The 20,124-nt window shown below is 46.5% G+C and carries 16 protein-coding genes; 9 read left to right on the plus strand and 7 right to left on the minus strand.

Translation table 11 applies throughout. The features are described from left to right. Positions 1-1,025: 1,025 nt before the first annotated feature. The 4 genes from RID09_RS15935 to RID09_RS15950 form a co-directional block, all read right to left on the minus strand. Positions 1,026-1,970, minus strand: coding sequence for an Hpt domain-containing protein (locus RID09_RS15935; RefSeq protein WP_446336907.1), 945 nt, complete (start codon positions 1,968-1,970; stop codon positions 1,026-1,028). 273 nt (positions 1,971-2,243) lie between these two features. Beyond that, the gene (crtD, locus tag RID09_RS15940) at positions 2,244-3,755 is read right to left on the minus strand and encodes a C-3',4' desaturase CrtD (protein WP_446336908.1); all 1,512 of its coding nucleotides are present in this window, start codon (positions 3,753-3,755) and stop codon (positions 2,244-2,246) included. A 102-nt stretch (positions 3,756-3,857) separates the two neighbouring features. Next, positions 3,858-5,222 (minus strand): pentapeptide repeat-containing protein, encoded by a 1,365-nt coding sequence (locus RID09_RS15945; RefSeq protein ID WP_446336909.1) that lies wholly within the window; start codon positions 5,220-5,222, stop codon positions 3,858-3,860. A gap of 131 nt (positions 5,223-5,353) precedes the next feature. After that, the gene (locus RID09_RS15950) at positions 5,354-5,593 is read right to left on the minus strand and encodes a hypothetical protein (protein ID WP_446336910.1); all 240 of its coding nucleotides are present in this window, start codon (positions 5,591-5,593) and stop codon (positions 5,354-5,356) included. An 838-nt stretch (positions 5,594-6,431) separates the two neighbouring features. Between RID09_RS15950 and RID09_RS15955 the strand changes: the two genes are divergently transcribed. Together RID09_RS15955 and RID09_RS15960 are read left to right on the plus strand one after the other, a co-directional pair. Further along, a complete protein-coding gene (locus RID09_RS15955) occupies positions 6,432-8,213 on the plus strand; it encodes a tetratricopeptide repeat protein (protein WP_446336911.1) in 1,782 nt (593 codons plus the stop codon). A 121-nt stretch (positions 8,214-8,334) separates the two neighbouring features. Beyond that, entirely contained in the window at positions 8,335-8,520 is a 186-nt protein-coding gene (locus tag RID09_RS15960; protein WP_446336912.1) for a hypothetical protein, read from the plus strand. 22 nt (positions 8,521-8,542) lie between these two features. Here RID09_RS15960 and RID09_RS15965 read toward each other — a convergent pair whose 3' ends face one another. Both RID09_RS15965 and RID09_RS15970 read right to left on the minus strand, forming a co-directional pair. After that, positions 8,543-9,478 (minus strand): precorrin-6A/cobalt-precorrin-6A reductase, encoded by a 936-nt coding sequence (locus RID09_RS15965; RefSeq protein WP_446336913.1) that lies wholly within the window; start codon positions 9,476-9,478, stop codon positions 8,543-8,545. A gap of 3 nt (positions 9,479-9,481) precedes the next feature. Further along, positions 9,482-9,676 (minus strand): hypothetical protein, encoded by a 195-nt coding sequence (locus RID09_RS15970; protein ID WP_446336914.1) that lies wholly within the window; start codon positions 9,674-9,676, stop codon positions 9,482-9,484. A gap of 396 nt (positions 9,677-10,072) precedes the next feature. Here RID09_RS15970 and RID09_RS15975 point away from each other — a divergent pair, with 396 nt between their 5' ends. The 5 genes from RID09_RS15975 to RID09_RS15995 all read left to right on the plus strand — a co-directional run bounded on the left by RID09_RS15975 (position 10,073) and on the right by RID09_RS15995 (position 15,668). After that, positions 10,073-12,613: a sugar phosphate nucleotidyltransferase gene (locus RID09_RS15975; protein WP_446336915.1), complete on the plus strand. Its 2,541-nt coding sequence runs from the start codon at positions 10,073-10,075 to the stop codon at positions 12,611-12,613. Positions 12,614-12,826: 213 nt separating this feature from the next. Next, the gene (locus RID09_RS15980) at positions 12,827-14,041 is read left to right on the plus strand and encodes an RNA-guided endonuclease InsQ/TnpB family protein (protein WP_446336916.1); all 1,215 of its coding nucleotides are present in this window, start codon (positions 12,827-12,829) and stop codon (positions 14,039-14,041) included. A 183-nt stretch (positions 14,042-14,224) separates the two neighbouring features. Further along, positions 14,225-14,794, plus strand: a complete 570-nt coding sequence (locus RID09_RS15985; protein WP_446336917.1) for a single-stranded DNA-binding protein — start codon at positions 14,225-14,227, stop codon at positions 14,792-14,794. 160 nt (positions 14,795-14,954) lie between these two features. Beyond that, a complete protein-coding gene (locus RID09_RS15990) occupies positions 14,955-15,245 on the plus strand; it encodes a hypothetical protein (RefSeq protein WP_446336918.1) in 291 nt (96 codons plus the stop codon). A gap of 3 nt (positions 15,246-15,248) precedes the next feature. Beyond that, a complete protein-coding gene (locus RID09_RS15995) occupies positions 15,249-15,668 on the plus strand; it encodes a hypothetical protein (protein WP_446336919.1) in 420 nt (139 codons plus the stop codon). Between the two features lie 164 nt (positions 15,669-15,832). On the opposite strand, the gene RID09_RS16000 is transcribed toward RID09_RS15995, so the two are convergent. Continuing rightward, a complete protein-coding gene (locus tag RID09_RS16000; RefSeq protein WP_006098826.1) occupies positions 15,833-16,027 on the minus strand; it encodes a hypothetical protein in 195 nt (64 codons plus the stop codon). A gap of 615 nt (positions 16,028-16,642) precedes the next feature. Between RID09_RS16000 and RID09_RS16005 the strand changes: the two genes are divergently transcribed. Beyond that, the gene (locus RID09_RS16005; RefSeq protein WP_446336920.1) at positions 16,643-17,017 is read left to right on the plus strand and encodes an STAS domain-containing protein; all 375 of its coding nucleotides are present in this window, start codon (positions 16,643-16,645) and stop codon (positions 17,015-17,017) included. 255 nt (positions 17,018-17,272) lie between these two features. Beyond that, positions 17,273-19,945 carry a TIGR03960 family B12-binding radical SAM protein gene (locus RID09_RS16010; RefSeq protein ID WP_446336921.1) on the plus strand — a complete coding sequence of 891 codons (2,673 nt, stop codon included), beginning with the start codon at positions 17,273-17,275 and terminating at the stop codon, positions 19,943-19,945. Positions 19,946-20,124 lie beyond the last annotated feature (179 nt).

Here is a 20,124-nt window from a genome sequence, read left to right on the forward strand (position 1 = left end):
TGGTTGCCCCTCCGATGAGGTATGGTTGCCTCAGTCTCCTTTCGGGTAAAGTTAGCTTCGCCAATGTTATCGGTCGGTAACTATCCAAAAAGCACTGTTTCAGTGACCTTAAAACTGTTTAACTTTTCGGTTCTAGAGCAGTAGACTAGCGGGAGCATTTACTGGTATGTCTTGAACACTTGCCGATAACGTAGTCAGTTAAGACTTAAGCTGGTCAGAATGGCTTGTTAGATTTCTCTTTCAAGCCTCATGCCTTTAGGCTGAGGTTCCTGACGATGGTCTGTCTTATAGCGGCAACAGGTCTCTCAAATATAGGCGATCGGAGAATCAAGAGTTGAATAGCCCAGTGTCAGGCTACCCTAAGCCTCCTTTATCGCCCTTACTATCTTACCTTGTCCGGGTTCCTCAGATTTTCTAGTTGCCAATCTGCCCCATTTAATGTTCCAATAGACAAGTGCGGAGGTTTTGAGGTAAACTTTAATACCGAAGCACAACCCGACAGGGGGGCGTGGCGGAATGGTAGACGCTACGGACTTAAGTAAATTGAGCCTTGATGGAGAAATCTGTCAAGTGGATGCTCTCAAACTCAGGGAAACCTACGTCTGGAAACAGATAGGGCAATCCTGAGCCAAGCCGATAAGAGAGTTTTGAGTGTTGTGTGCTGAGTTATGAGTTAAAACAAACTAACTCAAAATTCACCCACCATGTCCTAGAGCGAAGCGAAGGGGTAAAATTCAAAACTTATCGGAAGGTGCAGAGACTCGACGGGAGCTACCCTAACGTAAAGCCGAGGGTAAAGGGAGAGTCCAATTCTCAAGTGCTGATTAAGGCAGTAGCGAAAGCTACAGTGAGAATGAAAATCCGTTGACCGTAAAAGGTCGTGAGGGTTCAAGTCCCTCTGCCCCCATCTATCAACTAATCTTGATCTAGTTCCCCATTCCTTTATAGGGTGGGAATGTGCAGTTTTTTATCTTAATCCGGCGACAAGATCCCCACTATAATCTTTAGATTTAGGGGGGATCTTGTCACGAAGGGGCGCGAGTTGCTTGGACAAGTAATTTAGTCAGTTGAGTGAGTTGGCGTTTATCAAAGGCTTTGACGATCGCGCGAGCCGCCTCTTTGGGTTCTACAGTAATCGTAATCTGTTTAGCACCGCCTTGGCTGGGGGTAGCTCTCGCTAATTTCTGTAACGCCGGACTTGCCTTTAGAGCATTCTCTTTTCCTTGTTGGACTTGATCGCTAGCTTGTTTGAGTTCTTTAATAATGATAGGTGCTAGAGAGTGGAACGAATTTTGCGAATTCGCGATCGCATCAGAAGCATTTTTCACCAAAAGTTGCCACGGTTCAACCGTTTGGGCGAGTTTCGCTAGCTTATGGCAATGCTCTTGCAGCTTTTGACGATTGGCGGGTGTTTCTGATTGTTTGAATAGCTGCAACATTTGCTTGAGGATACCTGTCACCTGAGCAGAAAAGTTTCCAGGTGCTTGACCCGCCGCTTTGGCTCCACCCCTTGCTGGTTGTGCTGGGGCGGCAGTTTTTGGTTCACCACCACCAACTAACCGTTCCAGGTACGCCTGCAATTCCTTGAACGTCGGTTCGGCGGCTTTGACCATTTTATCGGCTTCATCATCCCGCAGACCAAAGGGTCCTTGGAGTTGTTCGATGAGGTCTTTGAGAGTGTCGTAGCCTTGTAAGAATAAACTCTCGACATGACGGTCAAGCTTAACTGGATGTTCTTTGAGAATCTTCAAACAATCCTCTAAGCGGTGGGCAACTTTTTGCAGACTGCTAAAGCCAAGCATCGCCGCCCCCCCTTTGACCGAATGCGCCGCACGAAACATCTCATTAACCATCTCTGGGTCTTGGGCAGTCTGCTGCACATTCAATAACCCTTGTTCGAGAGTGTCTAGGTGTTCTTTCGCCTCTTCGATGAAATAACCTAAGATTCGTTGCTGATTCCCCCCATCCACGGCAGTTTTCCCTAATCCAAACAACTATGTATATACAAGACCTACAACCCAACCAAATAATACCAATAGTTATACGCAGCCAACAAAGAAAAAACCCCAATTCTGTTAAACTCTTTCTTTAGAGTACCTGAAACCAGCTAAAGAATCTTTCTGAATTGAGGGATCAGGAGGCACAAGGGTAAGGGAGGATATTCTCTGTTCCCCAATGACATAGAACCAGAAGCTGCTCTTGAATTCCCTGTCTAATGACGAATGACATAAACGAATGACCCATCACCCTTGAATTTGCCGCACAGCCGTAAGCGCTGAGTAGCTAACTCCAGCCGTGCCTTCACCGGGATGGGTGGAATCTCCCACTAACCATAAGTGATTGATGGGGGTGCGAGTGGCAAAGCCAAACGGACCGAATGTCGGAACTCGCTGACCAATCCCGCCGACGATTCCTTGATGGCGTCCAGTGTAATAAGCAAAGGTTCGGGGTGTTGCGGTTTCTTGGTGGATAATGGTTTCAGGGGTTAAGTCAAAGTACTGACCTAGCCGTGCGATCGCGTCTTGGGTATAGTTTTGTTTTAAGTGGTCATAATCCTCCTTAGAACCTTGCCACCACATCCGAGTATCGGTGAACGAGGAGGCGATAATCGTGGCTTTGCCGTCTGGGGCGCGACCATCACCAGGTTGACTCACCGAGACAAATAGGGAGTTATTTTCACCAATCTCACCGTCGTAATCGTAGAGAAATTGCAGGTGAGGCGGACAACCTACAGGAATAGACCTTTGGTCAACACCCAGATAAATGACAAAGGCACCCGATGCTTTTGGTAATTTATCGACGCGATACTGATAACCCTTGGGCGCTTGGTTTCCCAGTAACTTGACCAAGTTTTGTGCGGTGACATTTGCCACCACTTCATCGGCTGATTCTGTCCAAACTTGCCCAGTTTTCTGATTTCTCACCGTTACGCCCATAACCTTGCCGTCACAAACCTGAATCTGTTCCACGGTATGGCGCATCAGCAGTTTACCACCCCATTTCTCCAACGCGGCAACTAGGCGATCGCTCAACACCTGCATACTTCCTTTGAGGTGAAACAGTCCTTGGGGGGCTTGGGAAACGCCGAGGGCAGTTGCAGCATAGAGTAAAGCGGTGTCATCGGCATTGACTTGGGAATAAAGCTTTAGCTGTAAATCCAGAAAGGTTCTCAAACGCTGATTGTCATAGAGTCGATAGCCCCGCAATGCATCTCCCACCGTCATAAACGTAAACGGTAGCGTAATCAACGTATCTGGACGCACCGCCGAGGTTAATTGCCACAAATCCCAGAGATTTCGTGGGGGTAATACGGGATCACGGGATTGAAATCTCCAACTGGCATTGAATAGAGTACTCATCAGTTGCCAGAAGGGTTCACTCCCCGAAAATTGTCGTTTCCGTTCCTTTGCCCATTTTTCTGAGTCGCGCCACACGTTAATCGGTTCGGTTTCGCCAGGGAGAAATACAGCACAACCGGGGTCACAGGGAGTCGCGGCGGGTAAATCAATTTCTAACTCCTCAAAAATTCGCTGATGAATACCACCGGGTTCTAAACCTGCCACTTGCGTCGCCCCCACATCAAAAGTAAAGCCGCGACGCTTAAATGTGGAGGCACATCCGCCAGGAACAAACCCTTGGTCGAGGATTAACACCGAGTAACCTCGACGGGCAAGGAGTGCACCAGCCGTTAGACCCCCAATTCCTGCACCAATGACAACGACGCGATGGGTTTTTCCGGTAAAAACGCTGGTCATGATTATGGCTTTACATTACTTAATATATTTTAATAGAAAAGGCACAAGGCACAAGGCTGTAAAATTTATGGTGTCTGCTTTTCGCCTATTGCTAAATTGAGATTATCGGGGTTGTAGGGGCGAATCACACGATTGTTGTGTCCCATCGGGCATAATGGCATCACAGAGGTTGGCTTGGCTAAGATTTGCCCCCTCTAGATTAGCGCCTCTCAGGTTCGCCTCTTGTAGATTCGCCTTCTCCAAATTTGCCCCCGCTAAATTAGCGTTACTTAAATCGGCTTGAAACAAAGTTGCTTCGGCAAAATTCGTGTTTTGGAGGTCAGAATTATACAGGCTAGCACCGCTTAGATTCACATTGCGGAAATTTGCTCCGCTTAAATCAGCATTAAATAAGTTAGCCCCCCGCAATTGACGTTCCTCAGCCCCTTGATTGACAATTTCCCAAACCAGCCGCCATTTGGGATCAAGGGTAGTCTCTTCATTGATTTTGGCAGTTCTCAGGTTAGCATTTTCTAGATTGGCTCCGGCTAAATTAACATTTCCCAGTTCGGCATTTCTTAAGTTGGCATTAGTTAAATTAGCATTGCTCAGGTCAGCATAGCGCAATTCAGTATTAGTTAACTGAGTGCCTTGAAGATTAGCACCCCGTAAATTAATGATAAATAAATAGGCTTCGGATAAATTTGAATTTTCTAAATTCGCATTTTCCAGATTCAACCCTTCTAAATTCGCACCGGACAAATCCGCCCCCGCTAAGGCTTGTCCGGCAATTCCTTGATTAACTAACTCCCAAACAAATAACCATTTGTCATCCAGGATAGTTTGACTATTAAATTGGGTTCCTCTTAAATCGGTGCGAAACAACTTGGTATTCTCTAAATTAGCGCCTTTGAGGTTTACCCCTTTTAAAGAAGTTCCCTCTAAATTAGCGTCACTGAGATTGGCCCCTTCTAGAGACGCATTGGCTAATTTAGCATGTCTTAAATCCGTTTCCTGTAAATTGGCACGAGTCAGATTGGCATTCTGTAATGAAGCATTCATCAGGTTAGCTTTCCGCAAATCCGCAAACTGCAAATTCGCATTCTGGAGATTAGCCGCTTCTAAATTTGCTTCTTGTAGATCAACTTTAAGGAGTTTGGCACGAAATAAATTAGCGTTAGCGAGTTTAGCATTTCTGAGATCCGCATCCTCTAAATTTGCCCCCGAAAGTCGGGCTTCTTGTAAATCAGCTTCTCTTAAATCTGCTTCGACTAAGTTAGCGCCTTCAAGGTTAAACCCTCTGAGATTCCGCCTCCTCAAACGTACCTCCTGCAGATTACAGGTTGGACATTCTCCTTCATCTAATAGCTTTTCCACATCTTGATCCTTGGCAGCTTGTACGGAATTGCACAGACACAGCAGGATAACTAGGGCAATATTGGTTAAGCTTGTGGCTATACCGAGGGTTTTAATCGTGGATAAACGCATAGAAAATTTAGTGTAGAGAGAGGTATTTACTATAGCAATAGACACTCAAGATCGGCTTGATAGCTCTCCAGCGCCGTGTTTAGGGGAGCATTAACTCACCTTGAGTTTAAACCCAAGGCTGAAAGCTCAAGTCAGAAGAGAGCTAACTGAAAATGATGGAAAAAGTAAGTAATGCGCGATCGCACTTTATAATCCTGTTCGATATATCCCATACCCCCAAGGGAATTTAGGGTCAAACTGGATGGGATTAAACGAGTATCCCTAAACATCCAATTAGTAGGGTGGGCATTGCCCACCTTACCCCTTAATTCAATACGCGATCGCACTTGATAATTATCCCATATTTCCCCAATATTTATCCGTAGGGGCACACGCTCCGTGCATTGGTGTCAACTTAAGGCTGAAAACCTTACTTACTTAATAAGAGATCCCCCTTCCGTCCCCCTTATAGATCCCCCTTCCGTCCCCCTTAAAAAGGGGGAGACCAGATGTTGCTTCGCGTTTATTGCACGGGGGAGACCAGAGGATGCGAGAGCTTTTTGTTCCATGGGGGAAGCCAGAGGATGCGAGAGCTTTTTGTTCCATGGGGGATTTAGGGGGATCTAAACTTTGATCGCTAGTTATACAAACTTTTAAGTTGACACGGATGACGCGACCTGCGCCCTTTATTCAATAGGCGGATAGCACTTCATCACTATTGCCTGTTGCCTAATCTCAACCGTTAACTTTAATTGTATCCACCTACTTAACCCATCCCTCCAGGGATATACTAAAGCAATCATTGGGTCATTCAACCTGGGAAAGGAAACAACCGTCAGGAACCTCAGCCTAAAGGCATGAGGCTTGAAAGAGAAATCTAACAAGCCATTCTGACCAGCTTAAGTCTTAACTGACTACGTTATCGGCAAGTGTTCAAGACCTACCAGTAGATGCTCCCGCTAGTCTGCTGCTCTAGAACCGAAAAGTTAAACAGTTTTAAGGTCACTGAAACAGTGCTTTTTGGATAGTTACCGACCGATAACATTGGCGAAGCTAACTTTACCCGAAAGGAGATTGAGGCAACCATACCTCATTGGAGGGGCAACCATACCCCTCCACCCCGAAAGGGGTATGCTTCTTAAACCGCTACCGCGCGTTCCTCCCCGGTCTGAAGCTTGCCCGATAAGCGAAGCGAAGGGACACGGGGTTTCCCACAACGGAGGAGTTCTAATGAAGACAACTTGGCAAAATCCCCCCACACTCCTACTCATTACAGGCTTATCCCTAGCGGGATTATCCCTATCCCTACCCCAAATCGCCCTGAGTCAATCACCGCCTCCGTCTTCCCTCCCCCATCCTGAATCCCTCATTGCTAACTTCACCGATGACTTAGCTGAAGCTGACCAACTCTTTGAGCAAGTTGAACAACTTTATGATCAAGGGAAATATAACGAAGCGATTCCCTTAGCCGAACGGATGCTGAGGCTTTATCAGAACGTGCATGGGGAAGACCATCTGGATATTTCCTATAGTTTGAATTATTTAGGACTTTTATACCAAAATCAAGGACGCTACGAGCAAGCCGAACCCTTCTATCGCCAAGCCTTAGAGATGTATAAACGCCTCCTGGGAGAGGAACATCCTGATGTGGCAGCCTCCCTGCATAATCTGGCAGCATTGTACGATAGTCAAGGACGCTACAGTGATGCCGAACCCCTGTTTCGCCAAGCTTTACAGATGCTTAAACGCCTCCTGGGAGAGGAACATCCTGATGTGGCAATCTCCCTGAATAATCTGGCAAATTTGTACTCTAGTCAAGGACGCTACAGTGATGCCGAACCCCTCTATCGCCAAGCCTTAGAGATGAAAAAACGCCTCCTAGGAGAGGAACATCCTTCTGTGGCAACCTCCCTGAATAATCTGGCTCTATTGTACCAAAGTCAAGGACGCTACTCTGAAGCTGAACCTCTCTATCTCCAAGCTTTAGAGATGAGAAAACGCCTCCTAGGAGAGGAACATCCTGATGTGGCAAACTCCCTGCATAATCTGGCTCTATTGTACCAAAATCAAGGACGCTACTCTGAAGCCGAACCCCTCTATCGCCAAGCCTTAGAGATGAGAAAACGTCTCCTGGGAGAGGAACATCCTTCTGTAGCAAGTTCCCTGCATAATCTGGCAAATTTGTACTCTAGTCAAGGACGCTACAGTGATGCCGAACCCCTGTTGCGTCAAGCCTTAGAGATGTATAAACGCCTCCTGGGAGAGGAACATCCTGATGTGGCAACCTCCCTGCATAATCTGGCATTTTTGTACTCTAGTCAAGGACGCTACAGTGATGCCGAACCCCTCTATCGCCAAGCTTTAGAGATGGATAAACGCCTCCTGGGAGAGGAACATCCTGATGTGGCAAGTTCCCTGAATAATCTGGCTCTATTGTACCAAAGTCAAGGACGCTACAGTGATGCCGAACCCCTCTATCGCCAAGCTTTAGAGATGAGAAAACGTCTCCTGGGAGAGGAACATCCTTCTGTAGCAACCTCCCTGAATAATCTGGCTCTATTGTACCAAAGTCAAGGACGCTACAGTGATGCCGAACCCCTCTATCGCCAAGCCTTAGAGATGAAAAAACGTCTCCTGGGAGAGGAACATCCTGATGTGGCAACCTCCCTGAATGATCTGGCATTTTTGTACTCTAGTCAAGGACGCTACAGTGAAGCTGAACCTCTCTATCGCCAAGCTTTAGCGATGAGAAAACGTCTCCTGGGAGAGGAACATCCTGATGTGGCAACCTCCCTGAATAATCTGGCTCTATTGTACCAAGGTCAAGAACGCTACAGTGATGCCGAACCCCTCTATGTCCAAGCTTTAGCGATGAGAAAACGCCTCCTGGGAGAGGAACATCCTCTTGTGGCACTTTCCCTGAATAATCTGGCAGGATTGTACCAAAGTCAAGGACGCTACTCGGAAGCCGAACCCCTGTTGCGTCAAGCCTTAGAGATGTATCGGAGATGATTTAGGTGCAGCCGATACTATTGAGAAAAAAATAGCTGATTTTCGTCAACTGTTCCAAAAGGGTGATCAAATTCCCATTCCCCTAATTCAACAAAATGCCCGTGAATTAGATAAGCTAATCATGGCACCGATTCGAGCAAAGATTGGCAATTCTCGCCATATCCTGATTGCTCCCGAAGCCGTTCGCCATTGCAACCTTAATGTCAATAATGGCTCTCATCCTTGTAGTGCGAGCATCTTGCTCGCTACTAATACCCAACTTAAATGCACGACAGCTTATTCATCATGTATCATACCCTACGGATAGATATGGAGGGAATCAGACATAATCATAAGGTTGTTAAATATCTCTGGCAAAACTCTAAGGCTACAGCGATATCACTGGTTTGCTGTGGATACTCTACCACCGGACGATCAATGACAATTAATGGAATTCCTAACTGCGCCGCCACTTGTCGCTTCGTCACCTCTCCTCCAGCTACCCCAGACGCCTTAGTGACTACCAGTGAAATATCCCAGTGACGCCAGAGTGCGATTTCTAATTCAAAGGGTATGGGGGGGCGTAGCGCTATAATGCGATCGCGACTAAATCCGGCTGCGATAGCCGCCTCTAAAGACGTAACCGCTGGAAGAATCCGGGCAAATAGAGTTGATCGCCCTTGCCCGTCTTGAAATAAGGATAAAACTTTACAACCCACTGTCAACAGTACCCGTTGCTGGTTCAAATACTCACCCGCCACCAACGTTTCAAAGCTGTCTAAGGTAATCACAGACGGTTCATTATTCGTCTGTAGGGGTGGGTTTAGGGAATTCGCGCAAGCTGTTGATGATAACGTTTTCTCCAAACCCGCCCTGAGCGATGTGTAGGGGTGGGTTTCGCGATTATCGTTTGTTGTCACCCTGATGTGACTAAACCCGCCCTGATCTCCCCCATCTCCCTTAACAGTAGGACGTTCAAAACGCAGGTAGGGAATTTGGAAACATTGTGCTGTCGCGATCGCGTTTCGGGAAATTTCCACCGCATAAGGATGAGATGCATCGACTATGGCTGTAATATGCTGCTGTTGCCAAAGCTGCTTAATTTGCTTCCCATCCAAACGCCCCACTTGTACCTGTAAGCTGGGCGTTTGAGGATAAAGTGACTTGGCGTCAACTGTTGTCACCGTAACCAGACAAGGAAAACCTACAGACGCGATCGCCTCCGCTAACTGCACACTCTCACTTGTCCCACCAATCAACCACAGGCGTTTTTGACTCTCTGGCAAAACCTACCGACCTTTCAGCGCTTTGGTAAAGTTTTTCCGATAAGACTTATTTGCCACAATCAAAACGGGCCACAACAGAGACAAATACATCCGGTTAGGCAAGCTACGGGAGAAGTTAGTCCGATTGAACCCCGTCCATAACTTCCAAACGCCGTAGCCATAAATCCCCAACACGAGAAACAGAACTAATACTTTCATGCACTTAACCCCCAAGAAACCGAATCAGGGACTGTTTTACACCGACCCTAAAGCCTCAGCCGAACAAAAGCGAGCCTGCTTATTCACCCATTTTAGACCAACTCCCCCAAAACGTCTCAGGTTCCCTTTGGAGGAATACAAATCATTGAATCAATTGAAGTATCAAACTTTCAGCCTTTGGGCGGCAAGGTTTCAGTCGTAGGTAGAATTGATCCGGGATCAAAGTCAAAGTAGCATAAACTCAGTTCTAGTCTATCTATGTATTTCAGTTGTAGCATTACCCTTTGGAGAATCTTGCTAGCTCACTTTTTCTTATCAGAAACTGTAAAAAGAGACAATAGGTAGGGACATCTACGGTTCAAACACCGTAAATCACAAAAATTTTTAGGAGGACTTATGCGAGCAGTGCTGATGGCAGGCGGTTCGGGAACACGTCTGAGACCGCTAACCTGTGATCTTCCCAAACCCATGGTGCCGATACTCAATCGACCGATCGCCGAACACATTATCAACCTACTCAAACGACATAACATCACAGAAGTCATTGCTACACTGTACTACCTCCCCGATGTGATGCGGGATTATTTCCAAGATGGCAGTGACTTTGGCGTGCAAATGACTTATGCGGTGGAAGAAGACCAACCCCTCGGTACTGCCGGTTGCGTGAAAAACATTGCCGAATTACTTGATGATACCTTCATTGTCATCAGTGGTGACAGTATCACGGACTTTGATTTAAAAGCTGCCATTGAATTCCACAAAAGCCGTCACTCTAAAGCCACGATTGTCCTGTACCGCGTCCCCAATCCCGTAGAATTTGGTGTGGTGATTACCGATGAGAACATGCGGATTCGCCGCTTCTTAGAAAAACCCTCAACCAGTGAGATTTTCTCAGATACAGTAAACACCGGCACTTACATCTTAGAACCCTCTGTCTTAGATTACCTGCCTGAAAGCACAGAATCTGACTTTTCTAAAGACCTGTTTCCCCTACTCCTAGAAAAAGGGGAACCGATGTATGGCTTTGTCGCGGATGGATACTGGTGTGATGTGGGACACCTGGATGCTTACCGCGAATCCCAGTACGACGCCTTGCATCAAAAAGTAGAGATTGACTTTGCCTACGAACAACAAAAACCCGGACTATGGGTGGGACAAAATACCTCCATTGACGCGACGGCTAAAATAGAAACCCCAGCCCTGATTGGCAGTAATTGTCGCATTGGTCCAGGGGTAAATATTGAGGCAGGAACAATAATTGGAGATAATGTTACCGTTGGGGCTTACGCTGACCTGAAGCGTCCAATTTTATGGAATGGTTCGATTATTGGCGATGAAGTCCATCTGCGGGCTTGTGTCATTGCCCGAGGAACAAGGGTGGATCGTCGCGCCCATGTCTTAGAAGGTGCGGTTGTCGGTTCTCTCTCCACGGTGGGAGAAGAAGCACAAATTAGCCCCAGCGTGCGGGTTTGGCCCAGTAAGAAAATTGAATCAGGTGCCATTTTAAACATGAACCTGATTTGGGGAAATACAGCGCAGCGGAATCTTTTTGGTCAGCGCGGCGTTCAAGGCTTAGCTAATGTTGATATTACGCCAGAGTTTGCCGTCAAATTGGGTGCGGCTTATGGATCGACCTTAAAACCAGGCTCTCAAGTCACCGTCTCTCGTGACCAGCGGAGTATCTCTCGCATGGTATCGCGATCGCTAATTGCTGGCTTGATGTCGGTGGGGGTTCACGTCCAGAACTTGGAAGCCACAGCCATCCCGATTGCTCGTCTGGTTGTACCTACCCTAGCCGTTATCGGTGGGATTCACGTCCGGGTACACCCTGATCGCCCCGACTATATTCTGATTGAGATTTTTGATTCCCACGGAATCAATATCTCCAAAGCCAAAGAGAAGAAAATTGAAGGGGCTTACTTCAAAGAGGACTTCCGCCGATCCCCGATTCCGGAAATTGGCAATGTCAACTACCCCAGCCAGTTACTCGATCTCTATAGCGTTGGCTTTGAGCGACATTTAAATGTGCAAGCGATTCACAATAGTGGCGCGAAATTAGTAATTGATTATGCTTATGCGGTTTCTGGGGCGGTTCTTCCTGTCTTGTTGGCGAAATTTGGCTGTGATGCAGTTGTCTTGAATGCCAGCTTAAATCAAATGTCTATGTCCGCCGCTGAACGAGAAGGATTGCTCACCCAACTCGGTCAAGTGGTTGAAGCCCTAAAAGCCAATTTTGGCGTGCAGGTGTCCGCTAATGGTGAACAACTTATCTTGGTGGATGAATCCGGAATGCCCGTGCGGGGGGAAACCTTGACTGCGCTGATGGTTAGCGTGATGCTGACGGCTCATCCTCGCAGTGCTGTGGTAGTTCCGGTTCATACCTCCGGTGCTGTGGAACAAATCGCCCGTCGTCATGATGGTCGAGTGATTCGCACCAAAGCCAATCCGGCGGCGTTGATGGAAGCGTCTCAAACTAATCCTAATGTGATATTGGGTGGTTCTGAGGAAATGGGCTTTATTTTTCCTCAACTCCATCCCGGTTTTGATGCCATGTTCTGCATCGCCAAGTTGATTGAGATGTTGACGATTCAAGAGCGCTCGCTGGGTCAGATTCGCAGTGAATTGCCTCGGGTTTGCCATAAAACTTATACCATGCGCTGTCCTTGGACGGTGAAAGGGGCATTAATGCGCCACTTAGTCGAAACCCATGCCAATGAGGACTTAGAACTCATTGATGGGGTTAAAATAGTGGATCGGTACACAGACAGTTGGGTGTTGATTTTGCCGGATGCTGGAGAAACCCTAGTCCATGTCTTTGCCAACAGCGATGACCGAGATTGGGTTGATGCAAATCTGAGAAAATATCGCACTTATGTGCAAGAGTTCATTGAACAACAGCAAGGGCTAGAACTGCCCAAAGCTGAATCGGCTGTCTAAGATGAGGTGTTCCAGACGTAGCATGCTACGTCTCTACAGTCAGGGCTTGCTCCTTCCTGCTGACAATATAGTACTTTTGTTCTAAATTAAATAAGGAGGACGTTAACTTATCGGAAAACTTGGGTCTAAAACCTCCCCCTTTTAGGGGGACTTTAACAAACGCCTGGACGATGGCTAAAACGTGTGTATAATGGTGTCCGGAGGTGATGTAAAGTGTTTAATCTAACCTACGAATTCAAGCTTAAACCAACAAAAAATCAAGTAGCCGTCTTTGAGGATTGGCTAGAACAAAACCGCCGCGTATACAATTACGCGCTAGCGGAACGTAAGGATTGGTTTAAGTCTCGTAGCTGTCAGATTAACGCTTGCTCACTCCGATCCGAATACATCATCCCGGCTGATACTCCCAGACCTACCTACAACCAGCAAGCAATCCAACTCACCGCATACCGAAAAACAAGCCAAAACCTACAACGGGTTCACTCGCAGGTGTTACAGCAAACACTTAAGCGGTTAGAGAAAGCGTTTGTCAGTATGTGGGAGCAGGAGCATGGGTTCCCACGCTTTAAGAAGCTAGGGCGGATGCGGTCATTTGTCTTCCCCCAACTGGGGAAAGATCCCATTCAAGGGACTGCGGTTAAGTTGCCCATGATTGGGTTAGTTAGGTTTAACCAATCACGCCCAATCCCGGAAGGGGCAACCATCAAGCAAGCCCGTGTGGTTAAACGGGCATCCGGTTGGTATGTCATGTTAACCCTGGAATGGGATCTAGATGTTCCTCAGCCTATGCCCCATGGGGAAGCTATCGGGATTGATGTAGGGATTAGTCATTTTGCGGCAGTGTCTAATGGAAAATTATTTCCTAACCCACGCCCGTTTAAACACCTCGAACGCAAGCTTAAATTGCTGCAGCACAGAGTGACGCGGAAAAAGTTAGGGTCAAATAATCGGAAAAAGGCACAAGCCAAAGTTAGTCGATTACATGAACGGATAGCCAACATCAGGAAAAATTACCACTCTCGATTAGCCCATCACTTATGTGATGAGGCGGGGATGATATTTGCTGAAAGTCTCAACCTCAAAGCACTAGCCAAAGGGATGCTAGGTAAGCACTGCCTAGACGCTGGTTGGGGTCAATTTCTGCAAATACTAGAGCAATGCTGCTTTAAACGCGGTGTATTTTTCCGGAAAACTGATGCTAATAAAACTAGCCAGACTTGCCCTAATTGCCTAACAGAAACGGGTAAAAAGTTGCTATCTGAGCGTGTACATAAATGCCATCATTGCGGCTATACCACCGATAGAGATGTAGCCGCAGCACAAGTAGTCTGTATAAGAGGACTTGCAGCCGTGGGATACACGGTCAAGATGCTTTCTGAGGGTAAATTCACTGGAATCCCTGTGACGGAAGAATCCCCGCTCTTATAGGGCGGGGAGTATCAAAACAACGGACTCCTTTTTAAAATGGTCAACATAAGTCTGCTGAATGATAAAATGGGGGAATATGGTTTTTTAAACGACCAATCGTCCCAAACATAAGCCCTACTCAACTAGCACTCATGGTCAATCAGTGACTAGACCGATTACTCAAAGCCCTAGGAGATATTAACGATGAATAGCTGCGTCTTGATGGCACAAATCATTCAAGATCCAGAACTGCGTTACACCTCGGATAATCAAACCCCTATTGCCCAAATGCTGGTGCAGTTTCCCAGTGTGCGCTCCGAAGATCCACCCGCAACCCTCAAAGTGGTTGGTTGGGGCAATTTGGCTCAAGAAATCAAGGAAAACTATGGGGTTGGTGATCTTGTAGTACTGGAAGGGCGTTTGAGTATGAATACAATTGAGCGCCCCGAAGGATTTAAAGAAAAACGGGCTGAATTAACCACCTATCGAGTTCATAAAGTGGGTGCCGATACAGAAATGGGGCTACAAACGGCTACCGCTTCCCCAACGATGCAGGCGACGACAATCCCATCATTACCCAAGAAATCAGAGAATGTTGTTCCCATGCGATCGCGCCCTGCCCCTAATAGCAGCCCTGCACCTGTATCTGCACCGAGAGATCAGGAATATGATTACCCATCGCCAATTGATCAACCGACTTACGAACCAACCAAAGAGCCAAACTTTCCCTCGGTTCCCGATACTCAGAAAGATTTAGATGATATTCCTTTTTAACTGCTAGGAATCCCCATGGGTTTACGCCGGGGAGGATGTTAATTTTAACTGCCCAGGTTGCGGTACTCGTGATCTGGCAAAATTTGGTATAATTTCCGAAACTAATCATTCAGATTAGTTTTAATAATAATGTTACTTGGTTTGTCAGACAGGAGAGATTGTGTTTCAAGTTCTCTACCCCCTAATTCAGGCGATTCAGCCCATTCTTATCCCCCTGTGCTTTTGCCTAGCCTGGGTAATAGTAATCCTGAGCCTAATGACAGTCGGGTTGACGATTAAAGACGGTGTAGCAAATGCCAAGCGCATGCATCAAATCCCTTGTAGTCACTGTCAATTTTTTACCAACGATTATCGTCTCAAATGTACAATTCATCCCTCTGTTGCCAATTCGGAACAAGCGATTAATTGTCGAGACTATTGTGCAACCAATCAGAGCATTACACTGAATTAGCTAATGGTTACAATTTCCTCACTCAAGCATATTAATTTTCAGCCTCACCAGATTGTTTGTTTAGAACACGCAACGCGCCATTTATATGCTGAAGTGATAGAAGTCGTTGAATGGCGGCAGATTTGTTGGTTGCGCCCTTTGATGCTAGCCGTCACCCCAATTGAGAATGAAGACATAACCCAAGTTACACCCCAATCTCTCAGATTGTATGATTTGCGTCAAGGACCTGACATACTTTGGCCCACAAAGTTTTTACGACTTGTTTGGGATACGGAGGTAATTCCTCTATTAGCGCAACTTGAAGACTTGCATCACCACCCGAAAGATAATTCTGATACTCGCCATCAACTTGCTGATTTTATTGCTGAAGTTTGGCAAACCTATTCCCAGGAGTTTGAATCATCCCTGAAATCCACTCTATAAGGGTCATAAGATTTCCTTGAATTATGGCTTATATTTTGCCTAGAGCATTAGTCAGGACTCAGTATAGGATAAGGCATAAGGCATAAGGCAATGAAAAAATACTTAGTCGTTGCATTGACCCTTTTTTCATTTCCTGTCTCGCTGGTGATGATTAAGGTGACTCTCTAAACACTGGGAACTAAGCGGATTCTACCCGCATCCATCTCAGCCATTAATAATTCAAGGGCTTCGTAATCGGCATCGGAAATATATCCTAAGCGAGTTAATTCGTAGTTAATTTCATTCTCTATATCAGGAGTTAGTTGCCTGATATAAAGCGCTCTTTCAACCAAATGGCGGATAACGTAGGTGGTTTTCACTCTCTTATTGCACAGAATTCCATACTAGATCAATTCTCTGGGGAATTACTAGCCTAGAACGTGATTCTAATCAATTTATTTAGTGATCTATATCACTGTTTTTTTAGCGAAAATAGTTTTATTAATTTCCTTGATAGCTCGGTAGACACCTTGCCCCAAAAGACGAAAAACCCTCCCTGCCGACAGTCTATCGCAGGTAAGCCCTCTCCGGCTAAGAGAATAACATATTTAATTTCTTGACAATTGTTAAAAAATTGTAATATAGTCAAAGAAATTAGTTTTATTCTATATCTAAAGGAAGATGCCACAGATAAGTTCCTAACTATAAATAGTAAAACAACTGGTGTTAAGGATAAACTTTTCGTGAAGCATAAATTGTGGGCTATTGCTTCCTTAACTAAGTAGTTATACCTTAGTATATTTGGATACAAAAATCCATATTTTTTTACGGAAAACTAAAAATTAAAGTGAAACAAAGACCCCACACAGAAGAATCTTAACCCACTTAACCCAGTGTTAATGAAAAATTGTAGCAACTTTAAGAAGTGACGCGCTATCTTTAGGTGGATTCTCTAGTCAAATGTCTTAACCTACACAAATCACCAGGAGCGAGCTATGGAAATCACAACTTTAAACTCCAAATTATCAATCGTTAGACCAACGGGTCAGGTCAATGCCTCCAATGCGTTAGAATTTGACCACCAACTGAAATCGGCTATTTTGTCGGATCGCTATTCGACGGTGCTGATTGACATGGAGCAGGTAGAGTCCTTGGACAGTGCGGGCTTGGGTATCTTAGTATCAGCGTTACGTTTAGCGCAACAGCGAAACCAGCGCTTTAGCATTTGCCGTGTGGGGGATTCGGTTCGGATAATTTTTGAGCTGACTCAACTGGATCAAGCCATGGAAATCTTTGACAGCTATGAGGCTTTCTTGGCAACCTTGACAAATAAAGCAGAAAACCAAAGCAGGACAATGGCATTCGCTTGATTCTTTGGCTGTCAGCTAACCCAAAAGTTAGTAGTGTACCCTGATAATTCTGTAAAACAGATGCCCCTGATCTGTAGAAACAGGAATAATATCATAAAGTCGGTGAATTGTACACTCCCCTGATTCATTCTTTTTGGCTTCCTGGAGAAAGTCACAGAACAATAGTCTGACGACCATTAGGCATTATTGCCAGTCTTCTGTAAGATGGATGAGTTGTAAGGGTTAACCGTACCTGATCAGAGGGGCAAGGTTGTCATGACGATCGTACCTGAGAAACTACTGACCAAAGACATCATCAAACCAGCCCGCTACCTGGGAAACGAGTTAGGTGCTGTTCATAAACCCTGGGACGCCGCTAAGGTGCGCTGGGTGTTAACCTACCCAGAAGTCTATGAAGTGGGTGCATCTAATTTAGGGCATATTATTCTCTACAACATCCTAAACACTCAACCTCGACAACTTTGCGATCGCGCGTACTTACCTGCGCCGGATTTAGCCGCGAAATTGCGGGAAACTCAGACACCCCTGTTTGCTGTCGAAAATCGGCGATCGCTCACAGAGTTTGATATCCTGGGATTTAGCCTCAGCTATGAACTTGGGGCGACAAATATCCTGGAAATGCTCTCCTTAGCCCAAATTCCCCTCACTTGGCAAGAACGGGCAAATCATAGCATCACCGCAATCCCCCTGATTTTTGCTGGGGGACAAACTGCGACATCCAACCCAGAACCCTACGCCGACTTTTTAGACTTCGTGGCGCTAGGTGATGGGGAAGAATTACTCCCCGAAATTGGTTTAGTTATCGAACAAGGCAAAGCCGCCGGATTAACTCGCAAAGAATTACTCTTAGACTTAGCGCAGATCCCCGGCGTTTATGTACCTCAATTCTACGACATGGCAGAGGATGGTTCAGTTCATCCCAATCGTGCTGATGTACCAGCGCGGATTCTGCGGCGAGTCGCCACGCCAATGCCAGAGTATTCCATTGGATTGGTACCCTATATAGAAACTGTTCATGATCGGCTGACGATTGAAGTTCGGCGCGGTTGTACCAGAGGATGTCGTTTCTGTCAACCGGGAATGTTAACCCGCCCCGCCAGGGATGTAGAACCGGAGCAGGTAGTCGATGCGATCGCGAAGGGGATGCGGGCGACGGGATATAATGAGTTTTCCCTGCTTTCCCTCTCCTGTTCCGATTACCTGTCCCTACCCGCCGTGGGATTGGAAGTAAAGAATCGTCTCAAAGATGAGAATATCTCCCTGTCTCTTCCCAGCCAACGGGTTGATCGTTTTGATGAAAATATTGCCAATATTATCGGCGGTACGCGCAAAAGCGGTTTAACCTTTGCCCCAGAAGCCGGAACCCAGCGGATGCGGGATATTGTGAATAAGGGATTGACGAACGAAGAATTGCTGCGGGGTGTAAAGACAGCGTTTGAGCAAGGGTGGGATAAAGTTAAACTCTACTTTATGATTGGCTTGCCCGGTGAAACCGATGTGGATGTGATCGGGATCGCTGAAACGGTGAGGTGGTTGCAGCAAGAATGTCGGGCATCGGGGCGTAAGCGTTTCAGCTTTAATATTACTATTTCTAACTTTACACCCAAGCCGCATACGCCGTTTCAGTGGCATTCGGTGTCTACGTCTGAGTTTATCCGCAAGCAAAAATTATTACGCGATGCTTTTCGCCGGATTAAGGGTGTGAAAGTCAACTATACCGACGTGCGAATTTCGGCAATGGAAGACTTTGTCGGGCGGGGTGACAGGCGTTTGGCGGCGGTGGTGCGTCGGGCGTGGGAATTGGGTGCGGGAATGGATGCGTGGTGGGAAAGTTTAGATAAAGCTTTTGCCGCTTGGGAAGGCGCGATCGCAGAATCTGATCTTACCTGGAAATATCGCCAAATCGAAAACGGCGAATGGAATGTGTTTGAAGATTCAACACTCTCGCACTTAGACAGGGCGGGTTTAGTTGCATCTGGGTATAAAGCAAAGGATAGTAATGAAACCCGCCCCTACACCCTTTCTCCCTTACCCTGGGATCATATTGATACCGGGATTGATAAAAACTGGCTAATCGAAGACTTACAACGCGCCCTAGACGCGGCGACTGTCCCAGATTGTGCCTTTGAGGGCTGTTCTCACTGTGGGATCTGTGGCACCGATTTTGGTCATAATATTGTCTTTGAACCGCCGCAAATTCCTGAATTTACAGGTCACTTTAAGCCAAATCAACACAAAGCACAGCGGTTGCGGGTGTGGTACGGTAAGTTGGGCGAAATGACATTAGTCAGTCATTTGGATTTAGTCCGGTTATTTGACCGTGCTGTGAGACGGGCATCCTTACCGATTACCTTTAGTGGGGGATATCATCCTGGACCGAGGATTATGATCGCTAATGCGTTGTCATTAGGGATGTCTAGTAGTGGTGAGATTGCCGACTTTGAGTTAACCGAGTCGATGGATGTGGCAGAGTTTCAGCAACGGCTAGGGGAGCAGCTTCCGCCGGATATCCCGGTTTATCAGGTTGAAGAAGTGGATTTAAAGGTTCTAGCGACAACCCGACTATTAGAGAAAGCGGAGTATCGGCTTGAGGTGGTAGCCGAAGCGGGATCAGCGTCGCTGGAACAGTGGAAAGACTGGGTTGAGGCGGTAAACCAGGCTGAGGCGATTTGGCAACAGAAGCGAACCAAGTCGGGGAAAAAGAAGTCTGTGAATTTACGCGATCGCTTATTTGAGTTAGAAGTGATAGAAGTTAAAACAGACGCCCCGTCTCAACCTGCCGTGTTACGTTATGTTGGCAGTTGTCGGAATGACGGCACCCTGCTGCGACCTGAAGATATCATTTATATGTTAGAGCAGGTGGTGCAACAGGAATTCCAGTTATTGCACAGTCATCGACAACAGCTCATTTTAGGTGAGGCGATTTAACTTAGGGTAAGCAACCCCGGTCTAAAGCTTGCCCGATAAGCGAAGCGAAGGGACACGGAGCTTTAGCCAAATAAGTTAAAGCTGTGCTTACCAGCCTAAGTGCTAAGCGCACTACGTTATCGGCAAGTGTTAAAGACCTACCAGCGGATGCGATAGCCAGTTTGCTGCTCTAGAACCGA

This window comes from Coleofasciculus sp. G1-WW12-02, assembly GCF_040219735.1.
Taxonomy (GTDB): domain Bacteria; phylum Cyanobacteriota; class Cyanobacteriia; order Cyanobacteriales; family Coleofasciculaceae; genus Coleofasciculus.